The organism is Prodigiosinella aquatilis, from assembly GCA_030388725.1.
Classification (GTDB): domain Bacteria; phylum Pseudomonadota; class Gammaproteobacteria; order Enterobacterales; family Enterobacteriaceae; genus Prodigiosinella; species Prodigiosinella aquatilis.
Map to the genome: position 1 here is coordinate 1,249,828 of CP128857.1, position 16,767 is coordinate 1,266,594.

17 protein-coding genes and 2 tRNA genes are annotated in these 16,767 nt (G+C 48.2%); 10 read left to right on the forward strand and 9 right to left on the reverse strand.

The window, feature by feature from the left end; all coding sequences use genetic code 11:
• Positions 1 to 44 precede the first annotated feature (44 nt).
• Entirely contained in the window at positions 45 to 1,370 is a 1,326-nt protein-coding gene (argA, locus tag PCO85_05880) for an amino-acid N-acetyltransferase (protein ID WJV54953.1), read from the reverse strand.
• A 245-nt stretch (positions 1,371 to 1,615) separates the two neighbouring features.
• Here argA and amiC point away from each other — a divergent pair, with 245 nt between their 5' ends.
• A complete protein-coding gene (amiC, locus tag PCO85_05885; GenBank protein ID WJV54954.1) occupies positions 1,616 to 2,857 on the forward strand; it encodes an N-acetylmuramoyl-L-alanine amidase AmiC in 1,242 nt (413 codons plus the stop codon).
• 88 nt (positions 2,858 to 2,945) lie between these two features.
• On the opposite strand, the gene PCO85_05890 is transcribed toward amiC, so the two are convergent.
• Both PCO85_05890 and PCO85_05895 read right to left on the reverse strand, forming a co-directional pair.
• A tRNA-Met gene (locus PCO85_05890) sits at positions 2,946 to 3,022 on the reverse strand.
• A gap of 46 nt (positions 3,023 to 3,068) precedes the next feature.
• A tRNA-Met gene (locus PCO85_05895) sits at positions 3,069 to 3,145 on the reverse strand.
• 217 nt (positions 3,146 to 3,362) lie between these two features.
• Between PCO85_05895 and mltA the strand changes: the two genes are divergently transcribed.
• Complete coding sequence (gene mltA / locus PCO85_05900; GenBank protein WJV54955.1) at positions 3,363 to 4,532, forward strand: murein transglycosylase A; 1,170 nt, start codon at positions 3,363 to 3,365, stop codon at positions 4,530 to 4,532.
• 108 nt (positions 4,533 to 4,640) lie between these two features.
• On the opposite strand, the gene PCO85_05905 is transcribed toward mltA, so the two are convergent.
• Positions 4,641 to 5,621 (reverse strand): D-2-hydroxyacid dehydrogenase family protein, encoded by a 981-nt coding sequence (locus PCO85_05905; protein WJV54956.1) that lies wholly within the window; start codon positions 5,619 to 5,621, stop codon positions 4,641 to 4,643.
• Entirely contained in the window at positions 5,618 to 6,070 is a 453-nt protein-coding gene (locus tag PCO85_05910) for an N-acetyltransferase (GenBank protein ID WJV54957.1), read from the reverse strand. Before PCO85_05910 ends, PCO85_05905 begins: the two co-directional genes overlap by 4 nt.
• A gap of 217 nt (positions 6,071 to 6,287) precedes the next feature.
• Here PCO85_05910 and tcdA point away from each other — a divergent pair, with 217 nt between their 5' ends.
• Positions 6,288 to 7,103 carry a tRNA cyclic N6-threonylcarbamoyladenosine(37) synthase TcdA gene (gene tcdA, locus PCO85_05915; protein WJV54958.1) on the forward strand — a complete coding sequence of 272 codons (816 nt, stop codon included), beginning with the start codon at positions 6,288 to 6,290 and terminating at the stop codon, positions 7,101 to 7,103.
• Position 7,104: 1 nt separating this feature from the next.
• Here the strand turns inward: tcdA and csdE are convergent, their stop codons facing one another.
• Positions 7,105 to 7,551, reverse strand: coding sequence for a cysteine desulfurase sulfur acceptor subunit CsdE (gene csdE, locus PCO85_05920; protein ID WJV54959.1), 447 nt, complete (start codon positions 7,549 to 7,551; stop codon positions 7,105 to 7,107).
• A gap of 10 nt (positions 7,552 to 7,561) precedes the next feature.
• Complete coding sequence (csdA, locus tag PCO85_05925; protein WJV54960.1) at positions 7,562 to 8,767, reverse strand: cysteine desulfurase CsdA; 1,206 nt, start codon at positions 8,765 to 8,767, stop codon at positions 7,562 to 7,564.
• Positions 8,768 to 8,950: 183 nt separating this feature from the next.
• Here csdA and PCO85_05930 point away from each other — a divergent pair, with 183 nt between their 5' ends.
• The 4 genes from PCO85_05930 to rlmM all read left to right on the forward strand — a co-directional run bounded on the left by PCO85_05930 (position 8,951) and on the right by rlmM (position 12,006).
• The gene (locus tag PCO85_05930) at positions 8,951 to 9,172 is read left to right on the forward strand and encodes a YgdI/YgdR family lipoprotein (protein ID WJV54961.1); all 222 of its coding nucleotides are present in this window, start codon (positions 8,951 to 8,953) and stop codon (positions 9,170 to 9,172) included.
• A gap of 367 nt (positions 9,173 to 9,539) precedes the next feature.
• Positions 9,540 to 10,466 (forward strand): transcriptional regulator GcvA, encoded by a 927-nt coding sequence (locus tag PCO85_05935; protein ID WJV54962.1) that lies wholly within the window; start codon positions 9,540 to 9,542, stop codon positions 10,464 to 10,466.
• A gap of 48 nt (positions 10,467 to 10,514) precedes the next feature.
• Positions 10,515 to 10,901 (forward strand): DUF423 domain-containing protein, encoded by a 387-nt coding sequence (locus PCO85_05940; protein WJV54963.1) that lies wholly within the window; start codon positions 10,515 to 10,517, stop codon positions 10,899 to 10,901.
• 1 nt (position 10,902) lies between these two features.
• The gene (gene rlmM / locus PCO85_05945; protein ID WJV54964.1) at positions 10,903 to 12,006 is read left to right on the forward strand and encodes a 23S rRNA (cytidine(2498)-2'-O)-methyltransferase RlmM; all 1,104 of its coding nucleotides are present in this window, start codon (positions 10,903 to 10,905) and stop codon (positions 12,004 to 12,006) included.
• A 27-nt stretch (positions 12,007 to 12,033) separates the two neighbouring features.
• On the opposite strand, the gene xni is transcribed toward rlmM, so the two are convergent.
• Together xni and ppnN are read right to left on the reverse strand one after the other, a co-directional pair.
• A complete protein-coding gene (gene xni, locus PCO85_05950; GenBank protein WJV54965.1) occupies positions 12,034 to 12,798 on the reverse strand; it encodes a flap endonuclease Xni in 765 nt (254 codons plus the stop codon).
• Between the two features lie 58 nt (positions 12,799 to 12,856).
• The gene (gene ppnN / locus PCO85_05955) at positions 12,857 to 14,221 is read right to left on the reverse strand and encodes a nucleotide 5'-monophosphate nucleosidase PpnN (protein ID WJV54966.1); all 1,365 of its coding nucleotides are present in this window, start codon (positions 14,219 to 14,221) and stop codon (positions 12,857 to 12,859) included.
• 235 nt (positions 14,222 to 14,456) lie between these two features.
• Here ppnN and syd point away from each other — a divergent pair, with 235 nt between their 5' ends.
• From syd to truC, 3 genes are all read left to right on the forward strand, one after another.
• Positions 14,457 to 15,011, forward strand: coding sequence for a SecY-interacting protein (gene syd, locus PCO85_05960; GenBank protein WJV56008.1), 555 nt, complete (start codon positions 14,457 to 14,459; stop codon positions 15,009 to 15,011).
• 635 nt (positions 15,012 to 15,646) lie between these two features.
• Positions 15,647 to 15,979 (forward strand): YqcC family protein, encoded by a 333-nt coding sequence (locus PCO85_05965; protein WJV56009.1) that lies wholly within the window; start codon positions 15,647 to 15,649, stop codon positions 15,977 to 15,979.
• On the forward strand, positions 15,972 to 16,742 hold the full coding sequence (gene truC, locus PCO85_05970; protein WJV54967.1) for a tRNA pseudouridine(65) synthase TruC: 771 nt from the start codon (positions 15,972 to 15,974) through the stop codon (positions 16,740 to 16,742). The genes PCO85_05965 and truC overlap by 8 nt, the downstream gene beginning before the upstream one ends.
• The last annotated feature ends 25 nt before the right edge of the window (positions 16,743 to 16,767 follow it).

Consider the following 16,767-nt stretch of genomic DNA (forward strand, 5'->3'; position numbering starts at 1 on the left):
GCGCGTGGTGAAGTGAGCACCACGCGCAAGTAAAGTACTGCGGATTAGAGATCAGTCACCAGAATTTTGGAGCGGCGCTGATAGTTATAGAGTTCCTGCTTTTTCTTCGGCAATACGTCGACTTCTGCCGGTTGAAAACCCCGTTCCTGGAACCAGTGGATACTGTGGGTGGTCAATACAAACAGCCGTTTTAGCCCTTGTTGCCGGGCCTGTGCTGAAATGTGTTGCAGTAGCTGGTCGCCGCGAGAGGAACTCCGATATTCAGGATGAACTGCCACGCAGGCCATTTCACCGATTTTTTCTTCCGGAAAAGGGTAAAGTGCTGCGCAAGCAATGGTTAGATTATCCCGCACTACTACGGTAAATTTATCAATCTCAATTTCCAGTTGTTCGCGTGAGCGACGAACCAGAATACCTTGTTGCTCCAGAGGACGAATGAGTTCCAGAATGCCGCCGATGTCGTTAATGGTGGCCCGCCGAATCTGTTCGGCGCTTTCCATCACGATCTGGGTTCCTATACCATCGCGGGAGAACAATTCCTGCACCAGGGCACCATCTTCCTGATAGCTGATCAGATGACTGCGACGTACACCACTGCGACAGGCTTTCGTCGCGCCTCGCAGGAAGCGGATGGTTTCAGAGTTGAAATCACCTTGTTCTTCCAGTATCTGAATGCGTTGTTGCGCAGCTTCAGGCAACATTTCGGAAATAATATTACCCTGCTCATTGGTCACGCCCTGTGAGGAGCAGAAACCAATCATTTTTTCGGCTTTGAGCTTGATCGCCAGTTGGGTGGCGACTTCTTCCGATGTCAGGTTAAAGCTTTCACCGGTGACGGAAACAGCCACTGGCCCGAGCAGGACGATGGCTCCACTATTCAGTTGACGGTGCAATGCTTCTTCATCAATACGACGGATGCGTCCGCTATGGCAGTAATCGACACCATCATCGACACCCAACGGCTGGGCGATAATGAAATTACCGCTGACGACGTTAATATGCGCACCCTGAAGTGGCGTGTTGGTCAGACTCATGGACAGACGTGCCGTAATATCCAATTGCAGCATACCCGCCGCCTGTTTTACCAGTTCCAACGTGGTGCGGTCCGTAACTCGGATATGTTTATGGTAGCGAGGCTCGTGGTTATGGGCCAACAGGTTAGTGTCAATCTGCGGTCGTGCGCCGTAAACCACCACCAGTTTGATTCCCAAACTGTGCAATAGCCCGATATCATTGACAATATTGGCAAAATTTTCATGCTCGATAGCTTCACCGCTGAGCATGATCACGAACGTTTTACCCCGATGGGCGTTGATATAGGGAACTGAGTGGCGGAAGCCTTGAACCAGTTCTGTACTACGTTCCTTCACTGCGAGCCCTCTTTGAATTTTTATTCGATATTTTTGTATTTTTATTCTTCATGAAGCAAAAGGCAAGTGATAAGTCATCAGGAGAAAAGTGAGACATAGCTGATGTGGATTAAACTACTTATAAAGTAGAAAAATGATTTTTGCATGACAGTCAGTGATAGATTCGTTAAAGTTTTTCGCGTTTTTATGTTTGATATTTTCATTTATCATCTATCAGGTTCATACGGTAAAGAAAGCGGAGTTGCATGTCTCATTCAAATAATCATCTGACTCGGCGGCGCTTGTTGCAGGGCGCAGCGGCTACCTGGTTATTAAGCGTCAGTGGTGTCAGTATGGCAGCGGCTGTATCGCAGGTGATTGCCGTACGTGTTTGGCCGTCCTCCTCTTATACCCGTGTGACGCTGGAATCGAATCATCCGCTGAAATACCGGCAGTTTACGCTTGAACATCCGAAACGGATTGTCATTGACATTGATAATGTGGTGCTTAACAGCGTCCTGAAAAATGCGAGCGGGCAATTTGGCAAAGATGACCCGCTGATAAAAGAAGCACGTGTCGGCCAGTTTGATAAAAATACGGTCCGGCTAGTGATTGAATTGAAACAAAGTGTTAATCCCAACATGTTTTCGCTGACGCCTGTCGCCGGTTTTAAAAATCGCCTGGTGATGGATCTGTATCCGTTGGTGGGACGTTACGATAACGCGAAAGATCCATTACTGGCGTTGCTGGAAGATTACAATAAGGGTGATCTGGAGCAAGCGTTGCCGCCGGAGATGCCAAAACCGGGCAAAATCGGGCGTGACAGACCGTTGATTATCATGCTGGATCCTGGGCACGGTGGTGAAGATCCGGGAGCTATCGGAATGCGCAGAACCCGTGAGAAGGATGTGGTGCTGCAAATCGCGCATCGTCTGAAGGCACTGATTGAGCGTGAGCCTAATATGAAAGTGTACATGACGCGCCACGAGGATGTATTCATCCCTCTGAGAGTGCGTGTTGCCAAAGCGCGTAAGCAGCGAGCCGATCTGTTTGTCTCTATTCATGCCGATGCGTTTACCAGCCGTGCAGCCCGTGGTTCATCGGTGTTTGCACTATCCGAAAAAGGCGCAACCAGCTCGGCGGCGCGTTTTCTGGCTCATTCTCAGAACGAATCGGATTCGATAGGCGGCGTGAGCATGAGTGGTGATCGTTACCTCGACCACACCATGTTCGATATGGTGCAAACTGTTACGATTAACGACAGTCTTAAATTTGGCAGCGAGATTTTACATCGGTTGGGTAAAGTTAACCGTTTGCACAAGAATCGCGTCGATCAGGCCGGGTTTGCGGTATTGAAAGCTCCCGATATTCCGTCAGTGTTGGTGGAAACGGCGTTTATAAGCAATCTGGGAGAAGAGCGTAAACTGCGCACCAGTCGTTTTCAGCAACAGGTAGCAACGTCTATTCTGGAGGGGATCAAGGCGTATTTTGCCAGCCAGATCAGTTAACGGTGGCGGTAATCTCGGGTGTCGGGAGGCATCAGAGGCGATAAGCCCTGAAAAGTAAAAAACACCCGTCAGGGTGTTTAATAATAATTGGTTGCGGGGGCCGGATTTGAACCGACGACCTTCGGGTTATGAGCCCGACGAGCTACCAGGCTGCTCCACCCCGCGTCCGTCTTTCTTTTTTATTTCTTCTATGATGTTCTGGGACATCAATTGGTTGCGGGGGCCGGATTTGAACCGACGACCTTCGGGTTATGAGCCCGACGAGCTACCAGGCTGCTCCACCCCGCGTCTGTGGAAGCGCACTATACTCTGCATGGATTGGTATGCAACCCCTTTTTTAAAATAGTTAACGATTGAACCGATGAGTGATGCTTTTGTCGTCGAATGGTTTGTTTTTTAAGCGTAATGGGAAAGGTTTTGTCTCTGCGCGTTTAATTCTCCATAGCTGTTTGTTATCGTTCTACGTTGTGTTCGTAAAAGTTAAAAGATAAAGAGAGCGCTGGAAATGAAAGGATGGTGGAGTAAGTATGTGCTGACTGGCGCGATGATCGCTATCCTGGCCGGGTGCCAGACAAGGCCGACTGATCGCGGGCAGCAATATAAAGATGGGCATCTCAATCAGCCTTTGGAACTGGTGAATGAACCGAATGCCACCAGTAAGCCAGTGAATGCCAAAGACTTTGTTAATCAGGTTACCCAGATTCAGGCGGCATCTCCCGAGCTATACTACCGCAACAACGACATTTTCCAGTCTATCGAAAGTTGGATCGTGGCGGGCGGTGATACCCGAGATTTAAATAAGTACGGTCTCAGTGCCTGGCAAATGGAAGGTGTTGATAGTTTCGGCAATGTCCAATTTACTGGCTATTACACGCCAGTGTTGCAGGCCCGCCATTATCGTCAGGGAGAATTCCGTTATCCGCTGTATGCGATGCCTCGGGTCAGGAAAAACCATCGTTTACCTGATCGTCGTGCTATTTATGCTGGGGCGCTGAGTAATAGTCTGGTCATTGCCTGGACTAACTCGCTGATGGATAACTTTATGATGGAAGTACAAGGTAGCGGTTATGTTGATTTCGGTGACGGGCAGCCGCTGACCTTTTTTAGCTATGGCGGCAGGAATGGGTACGCTTATCGTAGTATCGGTAAAGTATTGATTGACCGTGGTGAAGTGGCGAAAGAAGATATGTCCATGCAGGCAATCCGTAAATGGGCCGCGTGCCATACAGAAGCTGAAGTCCGTGAATTACTGGAACAAAATCCCTCTTACGTTTTCTTTAAGCCGATGATGGCGACACAAGTCAAGGGCGCGAGTGCAGTTCCGTTGGTTGCGAAAGCTTCCGTGGCTTCAGACCGTTCCCTGATCCCGGCAGGTACCTCATTGTTGGCCGAAGTACCACTGCTGGATAATGACGGAAAATTTACGGGCAAATATGAAATGCGCCTGATGGTGGCGTTGGATGTGGGTGGTGCTATCAAAGGGCAGCATTTCGATATCTATCAGGGAATAGGTAAACAAGCAGGTCATGCCGCTGGTTTCTATAATCATTATGGCCGTGTATGGGTGTTGAAGAGCGCACCTGGGCAGAGGAACACCGGCACGCTGTTCAGTGCCAGCAATCGTTCATCCGGTAATGGCAGTGGTGGGCTATTGGTCGATAATCCCCAGAATTAAATCTGTGCCAGTAAGGTTTGAGAAAGTGCGGCTGATAAACGAGCCCGCACTTTCTCTGCTGAATACTGTTACTGCGATACTTCATTATTGATTTGATATTTCTCGACGTTAACTGAGCGGCAATAAGTTATTGGCCAGGTTGGTGGGGGTTCCCTGCGCAAATGCGATTACATTTTCAAATGCCACTTTGAAATACAGTTCATAACTATTTTTCTCTACATAACCCAGATGTGGCGTACAGAGGACATTGGGCAAAGAGAGAAGCGGCTCATTTTCCAATGTGGCCGGTTCGATATTAAATACATCCAATGCCGCACGTTTAGTCGGATTGGCACTTAATGCCTGATATACCGCCCCTGGCTCGATCAATTCTGCCCGACTGGTATTTACCAATAGCGAATCAGGTTTCATTTGTTCGAGATCAGCCTTCGTCACACATCCGTAGGTCATTTCGTTCAACCGTAAATGCAGTGAGAGGATATCTGCTGAAGCGAAGAACTCGGTTTTGGTCTTTGCAGCAGTAAACCCGTGTTCCTGCGCTTTGGTTCTTGAAGCTTCACTTCCCCATACTTGTACTCGCATATCAAACGCTTTCGCATACTGTGCGATGTGTTGACCTATTTTTCCATAGCCCCAGATCCTCAATGTCAGTCCGTTGAGCGTTCTTCCCAGCCCAAGTGCATTTGAATGCTGCCAGATATTCTTTGATAAATTCGCAGAGTATTGGGGAATATAACGCGATGCCGACATAATCAGTCCCCAGCACAATTCAGACGGTGCAATGGGGGAACCGATACCTTCCGCCACCGCCACGCCATGTCGGGTGCAAGTGGCAATGCTCAGATGATTACTGATTTTTCCGGTTTGGCTGATGAGTCTCAGATGCGGAAGTCTGGACAATAACTCGTCGTTGATCGCGGTTCTTTCCCGGATAAGCACGATCGCTTCTATATCCTGAAGTTTTTCAGCCAGTTCGCTGATGTCGGCATAACTTTCATGGAAAATCTGCACATCATGTCCTGCCAGCAGCGAGAAACACGCCAGATTTTTTACCTCGTCCTGATAATCATCTAATACGGCAATTTTCATACAGGTTTCCTACTGGTCTGGTATTCCATCACATACTCGTATTCGTTTTCTTCTGTCGTTCTAAAGCCCAATCGGTAATAAAGTGCTTTGGCCGGGTTGTTTTTCAATACGCTCAGCAGCACATTTTTTCCTTCTGCGCGGGCGTGCTCAAGCAGGGTAGTGATGAGTATTTTGCCGATACCAAGATTTTGAAAATCTGGATGGACCTGGATTTGCACCAGATACCAGTGATCTTTTTCGGCAATAAAGCTGCTCTTGAATAGTCCGGCGAGTTGTCCGTTAATCATAACCAATTGAGCATCCTCAAAGTTATACAAGATCCGTTTAAGGTAGGATGCTTTGTCATTGGCGGCTCCTATTTCAGTCAGATACTTCCCCATCGTTAACTCTCGTAGTTGTAAGAGAAAGTTAATGTCAGATGCTGTCGCCTTTACTAATTCAAGTTTCATCGTTTTTCCTGAACTGCATACGGGCTGAGGCCGATTCTGTTATTACCGAATGGGATTATGATCATTAACATGATCGAGGATGGGATAAATTGTCCAGAAGAAATTTTTAATCGTCGCGAGGTTACTGCCTGACATCAGAAGTAATTTGCTCTGCAAATGAACGTCGCTGAGGTATGATTCGTACCGTTTTATTTTTATTTCTGCAAGGTTGATTGTAATGAGTACGCCATTATCCGAGGGTTATTTGCAACGTTTCAGTGGTACCGCTCGTTTATACGGCCAGCCGGCGCTGGCGTTGTTTGCCCAGTCACATGTTTGTGTGATTGGCATTGGCGGCGTCGGTTCCTGGGCGGCGGAAGCACTGGCGCGAACCGGCATTGGCGCGATTACCCTGATTGATATGGACGATGTGTGTGTTAGCAATACCAACCGGCAGATCCATGCACTGCGCCAGTATACCGGCCAACCGAAAACCGACGTGATGGCCGAGCGTATTTTAGCGATTAATCCTGAGTGCCGCGTGACTTGTGTGGACGATTTTATCAATGCAGACAATATGGCAGAGTTGCTGACTCAAAATTTCAGCTATGTCATTGATGCCATTGACAGCGTGCGTCCTAAAGCCGCATTACTGGCCTATTGTCGACGTAATAAGATCCCGGTGGTGACAACCGGTGGTGCCGGTGGGCAAATTGACCCAACGCGTATTGAAGTGACAGATCTTGCCAAAACCATTCAGGATCCGCTGGCGGCGAAATTGCGCGAACGGCTGAAACATGATTTTAATATTGTAAAAAACAGCAAGGGTAAGCTGGGTATTGACTGCGTGTTTTCCAGTGAACCGCTGGTCTATCCTCAACCCGATGGCTCTGTTTGTGCTTCACGCAGCACGGCAGAAGGTGTAAAGCGGATGGACTGTGCCTCTGGCTTCGGCGCGGCAACAATGGTCACTGCGACATTTGGTTTTGTGGCGGTGTCACATGCGCTGAAAAAAATGATGGCTAAAGCGCAGCGGCAGAGACCGATTGCGTAAATTAGCATTTCTGTGCGGCGATGTCGTGAATGCGTATCGCCAGCGCTGACAATCCACTGGCTCGTGACGCGCTGAGCTGTGCCCGTAAACCCAATTGTTCGAAAAGCGCCAGTGGGTCTTGCTGGCCCAGGTATTCTGGTGTTTTCCCTTCTACGGCGGTGAGCAGTATTGCCAGCAAACCGCGCACGATACGGCCGTCACTGTCGCCGTAAAAATGCAGAGTGCCATCATCCCGACGCTGATAACCCAGCCAAACCTGATTTTCACAGCCTGACAGTGCTATCTGATCCTGTTTTAGTGCTTCGGGTAACACGGGAAGCTGTTTGGCCAGCAAAATAATCTGGCGATAACGTTCTTCCCATGAACGACAGGCGTTAAATTGTTGTGCCAAATCTTCTGTGGTGATGAGTGTGCCAAACGGATGCTGTGTAGGTTGTGGGTTATTCATGTTGTGTCATTTAATCAGTAAGTAATTCAAGTGCTTTCCGGGTGGCTTCAACCAATCGGTCTGCGTCCTGTTCGGTATTATAAGGGGCAAAAGAGGCGCGTAATGTCCCTTTCAAACCTAACGCGTTCATCAGCGGTTGTGCACAGTGATGGCCAGCACGCAGCGCAATACCGTCTTCTGCCAGCAACGTAACCAGATCGTTGTGATGTACCTGGTCAAATTCAAATGACAGTAAGCTGGAACCCGGACAGCGGAAACTGCGAAAGCCGGGAAGCGTGGCCAGCCGGGTTTCCACCTCTCCAGCTAATGCCGTGCTGTATTGCTCGGCGGCGTCCATATCTTGTTCGACCAACCAGCGTAGCGTGGCAGCGAGTCCGATCACACCGGCAATATGTGGTGTTCCGGCTTCAAAACGCTGAGGAACAACCTGCGGAGCAAAACCGGCAAAAGAAACATCCGTCATCATTTTCCCACCGCCATGCCATGGTGGCATGGATTCCAACAGGTCAGGTTTGCCATACAGTGCGCCAATCCCGGTAGGGCCATACAGCTTGTGACCGGAAAAGGCATAGAAGTCGATATCCAGCGACTGTACGTCGGGTGTGTGATGGACAACGCCCTGAGCACCATCTACAACCACGACGGCCCCCACCTGATGTGCCAGCGTAATCGCTCTTCCCAAATCAGGCATCCCACCAGTGACATTTGACATTTGCCCCAGTGCCAGCAACCGGGTCCGGGGTGTCAGTAAGGTGGCCAGTTGGTTGAGATCTGGCACTAAATCCGTGCCAATTGGCAGCTTGACGACTTGTGCGCCGGTTTGCTGCGCCACCATGAGCCAAGGGATCAGGTTAGCGTGGTGCTCGGCTTCACTTACCAGGATCTGATCACCAGGTTGTAGTCGTGGGCGAGCATAACTTTGCGCAATCAGATTGATCGCTTCGGTGGTGCCACGGGTCCAGATAATATTTCGACTGTCTTGCGCATGGATAAATTCGGCGACCAACGCACGGGCATCTTCAAACTGCTGAGTTAACGCCTGGGCACCATGATGCTGGCTACGATGCACATTCCCGATATGGTGAGAATAACTTTGTTCGATAGCGTCAATAACTGCCTGTGGTTTCAGCGCCGTGGCGGCACTGTCAAGGTAGACCCCAGGCTGCTGTAATGCTGGGAATTGTTGGCGAAAAGTGGCGGCGTTGAACAGTTTCATAGCAGTCCTCTATTGAGCGGCAGATCTTGTCGCATTCTTGCCGTCGAAACAAGTTTCAGACAATGCTTAAGCGCATATTCTGACAAAACGAATAAAGGTTGCTAACCTTAGCATTGTTAATAAATGGAGTTTTATGGCATTTAAATTCAATTAGTGGGTTTTTAAAATTACCGGGAGTTTATTATGAAGAATAATATATTAATTTTGGCAGTGGTTATGATGGTATTCTCTATGGCGGCCTGTTCCAGTAATTACGTTATGCATACCCATGACGGGCGGGATATTGTGGCGCAAGGAAAACCCAAAGTGGATGATGAAACCGGTATGATTAAATACAAAGACGTCGCGGGTAACGAGCAACAGATTAACCGCTCCGATATAGAACAAATGAGTGAAGCTAAGTAACTCATTGATAGTGTTTGGGTTACTAACGGAACATTCATAGCAAAAAAAAGCACCGCAAGTACGCGGTGCTATACAAAATCACTATAGACAGACAGGGTAAATACAGGAAGTGAAAAAGTAGCTGAGCTACCGGTGTCTGAAAAGGCAGACAATAAACAAATAGCAAACACAACATCACAACCACAAGCCAAAAGCACATCAGGATTTCCCCTTCGCGCTTTTCGTTCCGGCTCAGGAAGTAGCACTAATATAGGTATTTGCTGGTGCATCCTCAACGGACAATTTATAATGCCTCGGATTATAAAAACTAATGTGTATATGAGTGTGTATTACACGTTACTTCCCGGTAAATAAAAGAAATCCGTTTATGTCAAAACGACTACCTCCACTCAATGCACTACGCGTATTTGATGCGGCTGCTCGCCATTTAAGCTTTACCAAAGCGGCTGAAGAGTTGTTTGTTACTCAGGCTGCCGTCAGTCACCAGATCAAGTCTCTGGAAGATTTTCTTGGCTTGAAGCTTTTCCGACGGCGCAACCGTTCGTTGCTGCTTACCGAGGAGGGGCAAAGTTATTTTCTGGATATAAAAGAAATTTTCTCTGCGCTGAATGAAGCTACGCGTAAGCTACAGGCCCGCAGTGCCAAAGGGGCATTGACCGTCAGTCTGTTGCCTAGTTTTGCTATCCATTGGCTGGTACCCAGGTTGTCCAGTTTCAACTCGGATTACCCCGGCATTGATGTGCGAATTCAGGCAGTGGATCGAGAAGAGGATCGTCTGTCTGATGATGTGGATGTCGCCATTTTTTATGGACGGGGTAATTGGCCGGGCTTACGGGTGGAAAAGCTTTATGCCGAGTATTTGTTACCGGTGTGCTCCCCGCTATTGCTGACGGGAGCACATCCACTGAAAACACCGGAAGATTTAATTTGGCACACTTTGCTACATGACGCTTCCCGCCGGGACTGGTTGGCTTATACCCGGCAACTGGGCATTCAGCAGATTAATGTGCAACAGGGGCCGATTTTCAGTCACAGCGCTATGGTATTACAGGCTGCCATTCATGGGCAGGGCGTGGCATTGGCCAATAACGTGATGGCACAGACAGAACTTGAAGCGGGCCGGTTGGTGTGTCCGTTTAGTGATGTTTTGGTTAGCAAGAGCGCTTTTTATCTGGTATGTCATGACAGTCAGGCCGAACTGGGTAAAATAGCCGCCTTTCGCCAGTGGATACTCTCTCGGGCGGCCAGTGAGCAGGAAAAATTTCGCTTTCGTTATGATCACAATACACGCTGATACCATAACGGTTTCAGATCTCTCTTTCTTTGTGAATGGATAACAACGATGAACAGTCGTTTCATGATGGTATTTGCTGCCATTAGCGGATTTATTTATGTCGCGCTGGGGGCATTTGGTGCTCACGTGTTGAGTAAATCTCTAGGTGACGTTGAACTGAGCTGGTTACATACCGGGTTACAATATCAGGCTTTTCATACTCTGGTGATACTGGCCCTTTCTATCGCCATGAATCAGAGAAGCAATTTGTGGTTCTACTGGAGCAGCGTTTTTTTAGGACTTGGCACGGTGTTATTCAGCGGTAGTCTTTACTGTCTGGCACTCTCTCTCCTGAAATTCTGGGTCTATATTACCCCGGTGGGTGGCGTATTTTTCCTGGTGGGTTGGATACTGTTGTTGATTGGTGCCTTACGTTCAAAGAAAAAGGCTGAATAGCATGAATAAAGTTATTTTGTATTGTCGGCCCGGTTTTGAAAAAGAGTGTGCAGCGGAAATTACCGATAAAGCTGCTCGTTACAATGTATACGGTTTCGTGCGAGTAAAGGATAACAGCGGTTATGTGATATTCGAATGTTATCAACATGAAGATGCTGACCGTTTGATTAAGGAATTGCCGTTTCGGGAACTGATTTTTGTCCGGCAGATGATGGTCTGTGGCGAATTGTTGCGGGACTTGCCTCCGGAAGATCGTATCACGCCGATTGTAGGTATGTTGACGGGGGTACTGGAGTGCGCCGGTGAACTGCGGGTTGAAGTGCCTGACACCAATGAAAGTAAAGAGCTGATGACGTTCTGTCGCAAATTTACGGTACCCTTGCGTGCCGTTTTACGTGAACATCATATCCTGCTGGCGCAGGAGAGGGCTGATAAACCCGTGATACATGTGCTATTTATCGCGCCAGGATATTGTTATGTAGGGTACTCCTACCCTAATAATAACTCTCCTTTCTACATGGGGATTCCGCGTCTTAAGTTCCCATCCGACGCTCCCAGTCGTTCTACCCTGAAACTTGAAGAGGCTTTCCATGTGTTTATTCCCGCCGATGAGTGGGATGAGCGGCTAGCCAGCGGGATGCATGCGGTAGACCTGGGTGCCTGTCCCGGTGGTTGGACTTATCAACTGGTGAAACGCAGCATGATGGTTCACGCTGTTGATAACGGAATGATGGCGCCCAGTCTGATGGATACCGGACAGGTTACTCATCATCAGGTCGATGGATTCCGTTTCGAACCCCCCCGTAACAATATCTCCTGGCTGGTATGTGACATGGTGGAGAAACCGGCGAAAGTGACTAACCGGATGGCCGACTGGTTGGTTAATGGATGGTGTCGTGAAGTTATTTTCAACCTCAAGTTGCCAATGAAAAAACGCTATGAGGAAGTGATGCAGAATCTGGCCTTGCTTACCGAGCGTTTGCAGGAAAACGGTATCAATTCTGAAGTTCACGCCAAACAGCTCTACCACGATCGAGAAGAAGTCACAATACATGCCCGACGTATCTGGAGTGCTATGCCGGGGCGGCGCGATGAGCGCGGGTGATTTGTTATTGCTCAGAATGGGCTGGGATTACCCAGCCGATGTGCGCAATCGTAATTGTTGCAGATTACCGTGAAGTGTGAGGTCAGTCTTGAGCGTTGCCACTTGACGGCAGCAGTAAGCCATCTCGCGCTGTTGCTCCAGTTTAATTCGCCACTTGTCAGGTAGTTGGTCCAATTGCTGGTAAAGATTGTCCAATGAACCGGCCTGTTGTAGTAACTGAGCTGCATTTTTTGGGCCAATGCCACTGACCCCTGGAATTTTACTGCTGCTGATGCCTGCCAACCCCCAATAATCGGGTAATTGTTGTGGGGTGACGCCGAATTCCTGCTGAATAAAAGGTAAATCCAGCCAGCGTTTCTGGAAATAATCACGAATCTGAATGGTTGGTGCCAGTAACTGGCAATATCCTTTATCCGTGGAGACAATCGTCGCTTGTAACCCTTGAGCGGCGACTTTTTTTGCCAGCGTCGCCGCCAGATCATCGGCTTCATCACCGGGCGAATGCCAACTATTGATCCCTACAGTGAGCAACGCTTCTTTTATCTGCGACAACTCCTGCCGCAGTGTTTCCGGCATGGCCTTTCGTCCGGCCTTATACTCCGGCAATAATTGATGGCGCCAGCTTGTCGAGCGATCTTCATCGTCAAACACGGCTACTGCATGGGTCGGTTGACTGTGTTGTATCAGTTGGTTGACTGCATGCACACAAGCCGTGACACAGGGAGAACCCTGTACCGCATGGATACGTCTGATCAGATTCAGCGCATCAATAATTAATAGATGTACGAGCATAAGCAGAGTCCTGATGCTACCGATAGTAACGTCGTTTTCACCATTGGTATCGAGGTTGTCAGGTACAAATTTCGTAGCAAGGAATATAGGCGCTGCCTGGAAGTTTCATGCGTTGCTGGGCGACAAAGCTTTGCAACAGCTTATCCATGTTTTTCATGATTTCCGCATCACCATGCAATTTATATGGACCATTTAGCTCAATGGCGTGAATACCTGATTCCTTGACGTTACCTGCGACAATACCAGAGAAAGCTCGACGCAATGTCGCGGCCAGTTGTTCTGCGGGTTGATTTGGATGCAGATTGAGGTTTGCCATATTTTCGTGTGTAGGCTCAAAAGGTCGCTGTAGGTCTGCTTCAATGCGCATTGACCAGTTAAAACTATAGGCATCACCCGTATGGCGGCGCTGTTCTTTAACCAGCGGCATGGCCTTTTTCATCTGTCTGGCCACCTCGGGCGCATCATTGATAATGATCGAGTAGTAACGGCGTGCCTGACGGCCCAGCGTGCTGACGATAAACTCGTCCAGCACCTGGAAGTAATTCGCGCTTTCTTCTGGTCCAGTCAGCACGATGGGCAGAACTTGTTCACTGTTTGCCGGGTTCATCATGATCCCCAGTAGATAAAGAAACTCTTCAGCCGTACCCACACCGCCTGGGAAAATGATGATGCCATGACCGAGTCGGACAAACGCTTCCAGTCGTTTTTCGATATCTGGCATGATGATGAGTTCGTTCACTAATGGATTCGGCGGTTCGGCGGCAATGATAGACGGTTCAGTCATGCCGATAAAACGCCCTTCTTTGTAATGCTGCTGAGCATGGCCGACGGCGGCGCCTTTCATCGGGGCCTCCATTGCGCCAGGACCACATCCGGTACAGATATTTAATTCCCGTAATCCCAGTTGGCTGCCAACTTTGCGTGCATAAAGGTATTCGCTTTCCTTGATCGAGTGGCCACCCCAACACACCACCATGTTTGGTTCTTCCCCCACATGTAGTGATCTGGCATTACGCAGAATGGAAAATACCAGATTGGTAATATGCGTCGAATCTTCCAGATTCAGGTGCTGATAATAGTTCGCATAAGCAATTTGCCCATTAACAAACAGGATATCGCGCAATACGGCAAACAAGTTGGCTTGCAGTGACCGGATAATTTGACCGTCGACAAATGCCTCTTCAGGAGGGTTCACCAATTCCAGTTTTACTCCACGCTCACGACGTAGCACGTTGATGTCAAAGTCTTCGTAGCGGGAGAGTAACTCCTTACTGTTATCAGTCTGACTGCCGGAATTCAGTACAGCAAGTGAGCAGTTACGGAATAAGCGATAAAGATCGCTGCTGGCAGTGCTTTTCAGCATGTCTACTTCCAACTGCGATAACAAATCCATTGACCCTAATGGGCTAATATGTGTAATCAATTTTACTCCTTGAAATGCAGTATGTTACGACAATCACGTAATGCTTTACCGGTTTGTCTCTACCTTAACGTGCTGCTATCGTTTTTGCCAATGGTGGTTCCAGTTAGCAGGAAAAGTTGCGCATTTCCGCGCATTTTATTGTCTTACCCGTCGACCATATCCCGCACTATAGGGATAATCAGCCAGATATAATGGCAATGAGTGTAACCCGGCAGACAAAATGATGAGAGACATTATGGAGCATGAGATAGTACAGGCGCTGAGCACGTTTACACAACGTTATGTCGATTTATGGCAGCTGGAGATGGGGTATCCTCCGGCCAGTGAAGCGTTGCATGGTGTAGAGTCACCATGCATTGTTGCCAGTGATGATCATCGTGTGCAATGGTTGCCGCAACCTTCCGGTTTAGCATCTCGGTTGGATGGCGTCGAACGTGCGCTGAACATACGTATCCATCCTGCCGCTCATGCATTTTTTACCTGTCAATATGCAGGCGATATGGAAGCGAGCTACGGTGATATTGCCTGCACTTTATTGCAGGTATGGAGTGAGGATGATTTTATCCGTATGCAAGAGAATCTGATTGGTCATCTTTTGACACAGAAAAGACTGAAATTGCCACCAACATTGTTTTTAGCCACTACAAATACTGAAATGGCGCTTATATCTTTATGTAATATTAGTGGCGAAGTTATTCTGGAAGAGTTTGGTACCAGGCAACGGAATGTTCTGGCCCCCACACTATCTGACTTCCTCGATAAGCTCCAGCCATTGATTCTGCATTACTGAACCGTGTTTCGCTTTCTGTCTTGTAAGATATCTCTTACATTACTTGTAAGTTATCTCTTCTCTTTAATATGTAACTTACATTTATATTTATTTTTTTCATTATTAATTAAGGGATTAATGATTTCTATTACCTTCCTTCATAATTTGTGTGGTTATTACACCGTGTAAGTGGCTTGCCGATTCAGTTTAATTAATACATCTTATTATTCAGTAGAGCGACACAGTAACAGCGTATTTCATACCATCATGAAGAAGGTAACAGCGTTCTGTTATGACCAGACTCTTTTTTCAGGAAGAATGAGGGACACCTCCAGGAAGGAGAATGAGAGCCAGCATAGGGAAGGCTGGTGGGGCAGGAGCCTAAAGGAGAAATGATCAGGATGATCATGAAGGAACGACCGTCAAGGATGAAAGAGGGATCGCCAGCAAGGATTGTTGGTTAGGAAGACCGTTCAAGGAAAAGTTTTCAAGGATGAGCAGGGATGCAATTGTGTAGCGGGATTGCTATAAAACGAATCGGGGGTACTGAGCAATCAGTACCCCCATTTTTTCTGTCAAAATTGGCTGTTGAGTGATCGGAGGAAGCAACAATGCTATGCTTTGCCGCCTTGTTGTTGGTCTGTCGAGATACTTGCATGAGTGTAGAAATCCAGCTTCGTCAGGCGCTGTTTGAAACCGAGCGCGTGTTGAAAGAGAGCCCTTTCTGGCAGTCGTCCCCGCCAGATTCCACAGCGTTTAACAGTGTTGAACCCTTTTGTATTGATACCATGCGTCCCGAGCAATGGTTGCAGTGGGTCTTGTTACCCCGTATGCATAGGCTGCTGGATAGCAACGCACCTTTGCCATCACGTTTTTCTCTATTGCCATACTTTGAAGAAGCATTGGATGACACTCTGGAAGGGGTGAAGCCACTGTTGTTTGAACTGGGGCGGCTCGATGTGTTGTTAAGCGGGCAATCAGATGCTTGAAATCATTTATCAGGATGAGTATCTGGTGGCCGTGAATAAGCCGTCAGGTTGGTTGGTCCATCGTAGTTGGCTGGATCGCAAGGAAAAAGTCGTTGTTATGCAGACGGTACGTGATCAAATTGGCCAGCATGTGTTCACGGTTCATCGCCTGGATAGGCCAACTTCAGGACTCCTGTTGCTGGCGCTGTCGAGTGAGGTGGCACGTAAACTTTCGGTCCAATTTGAGCAGCATCAAATCCAGAAAACGTATCATGCGGTGGTGCGCGGGTACGTCTTTGACTCTGGTGTGATTGATTATGCACTAACGGAAGAGCTGGATAAAATTGCTGATAAATATGCCAATATGAATAAGGGCCCTCAACCAGCGGTCAGCCATTATCAGGCATTGGCTCAGGCGGAAATGCCAGTAGCAATTGGTCGTTACCCAACGTCCCGCTATAGTCTGGTGGAACTGAAGCCTGAAACGGGTCGTAAACATCAGCTACGCCGGCATATGTCACATATACGGCATCCCATTATTGGCGACTCTTCCCATGGTGATTTACGTCAGAATCGTGGAATGGAAACACATTTTTCCTGTGGTCGGTTGATGTTACATGCCAGCCGATTAACGTTGTCACACCCGGTCACTGGAGACATGCTGACGTTTGAAGCTCGCTGGGATGACCCGTGGCAAGGTGTCATGGCGCAATTGGGATGGCAGGGGAATCTCCCTGAATTTGAAAGGGTTGAGTTTCCCGATTGTCCGGGGCAGGATAGCTGACTTGATTGCGGCATTAATCATAAGG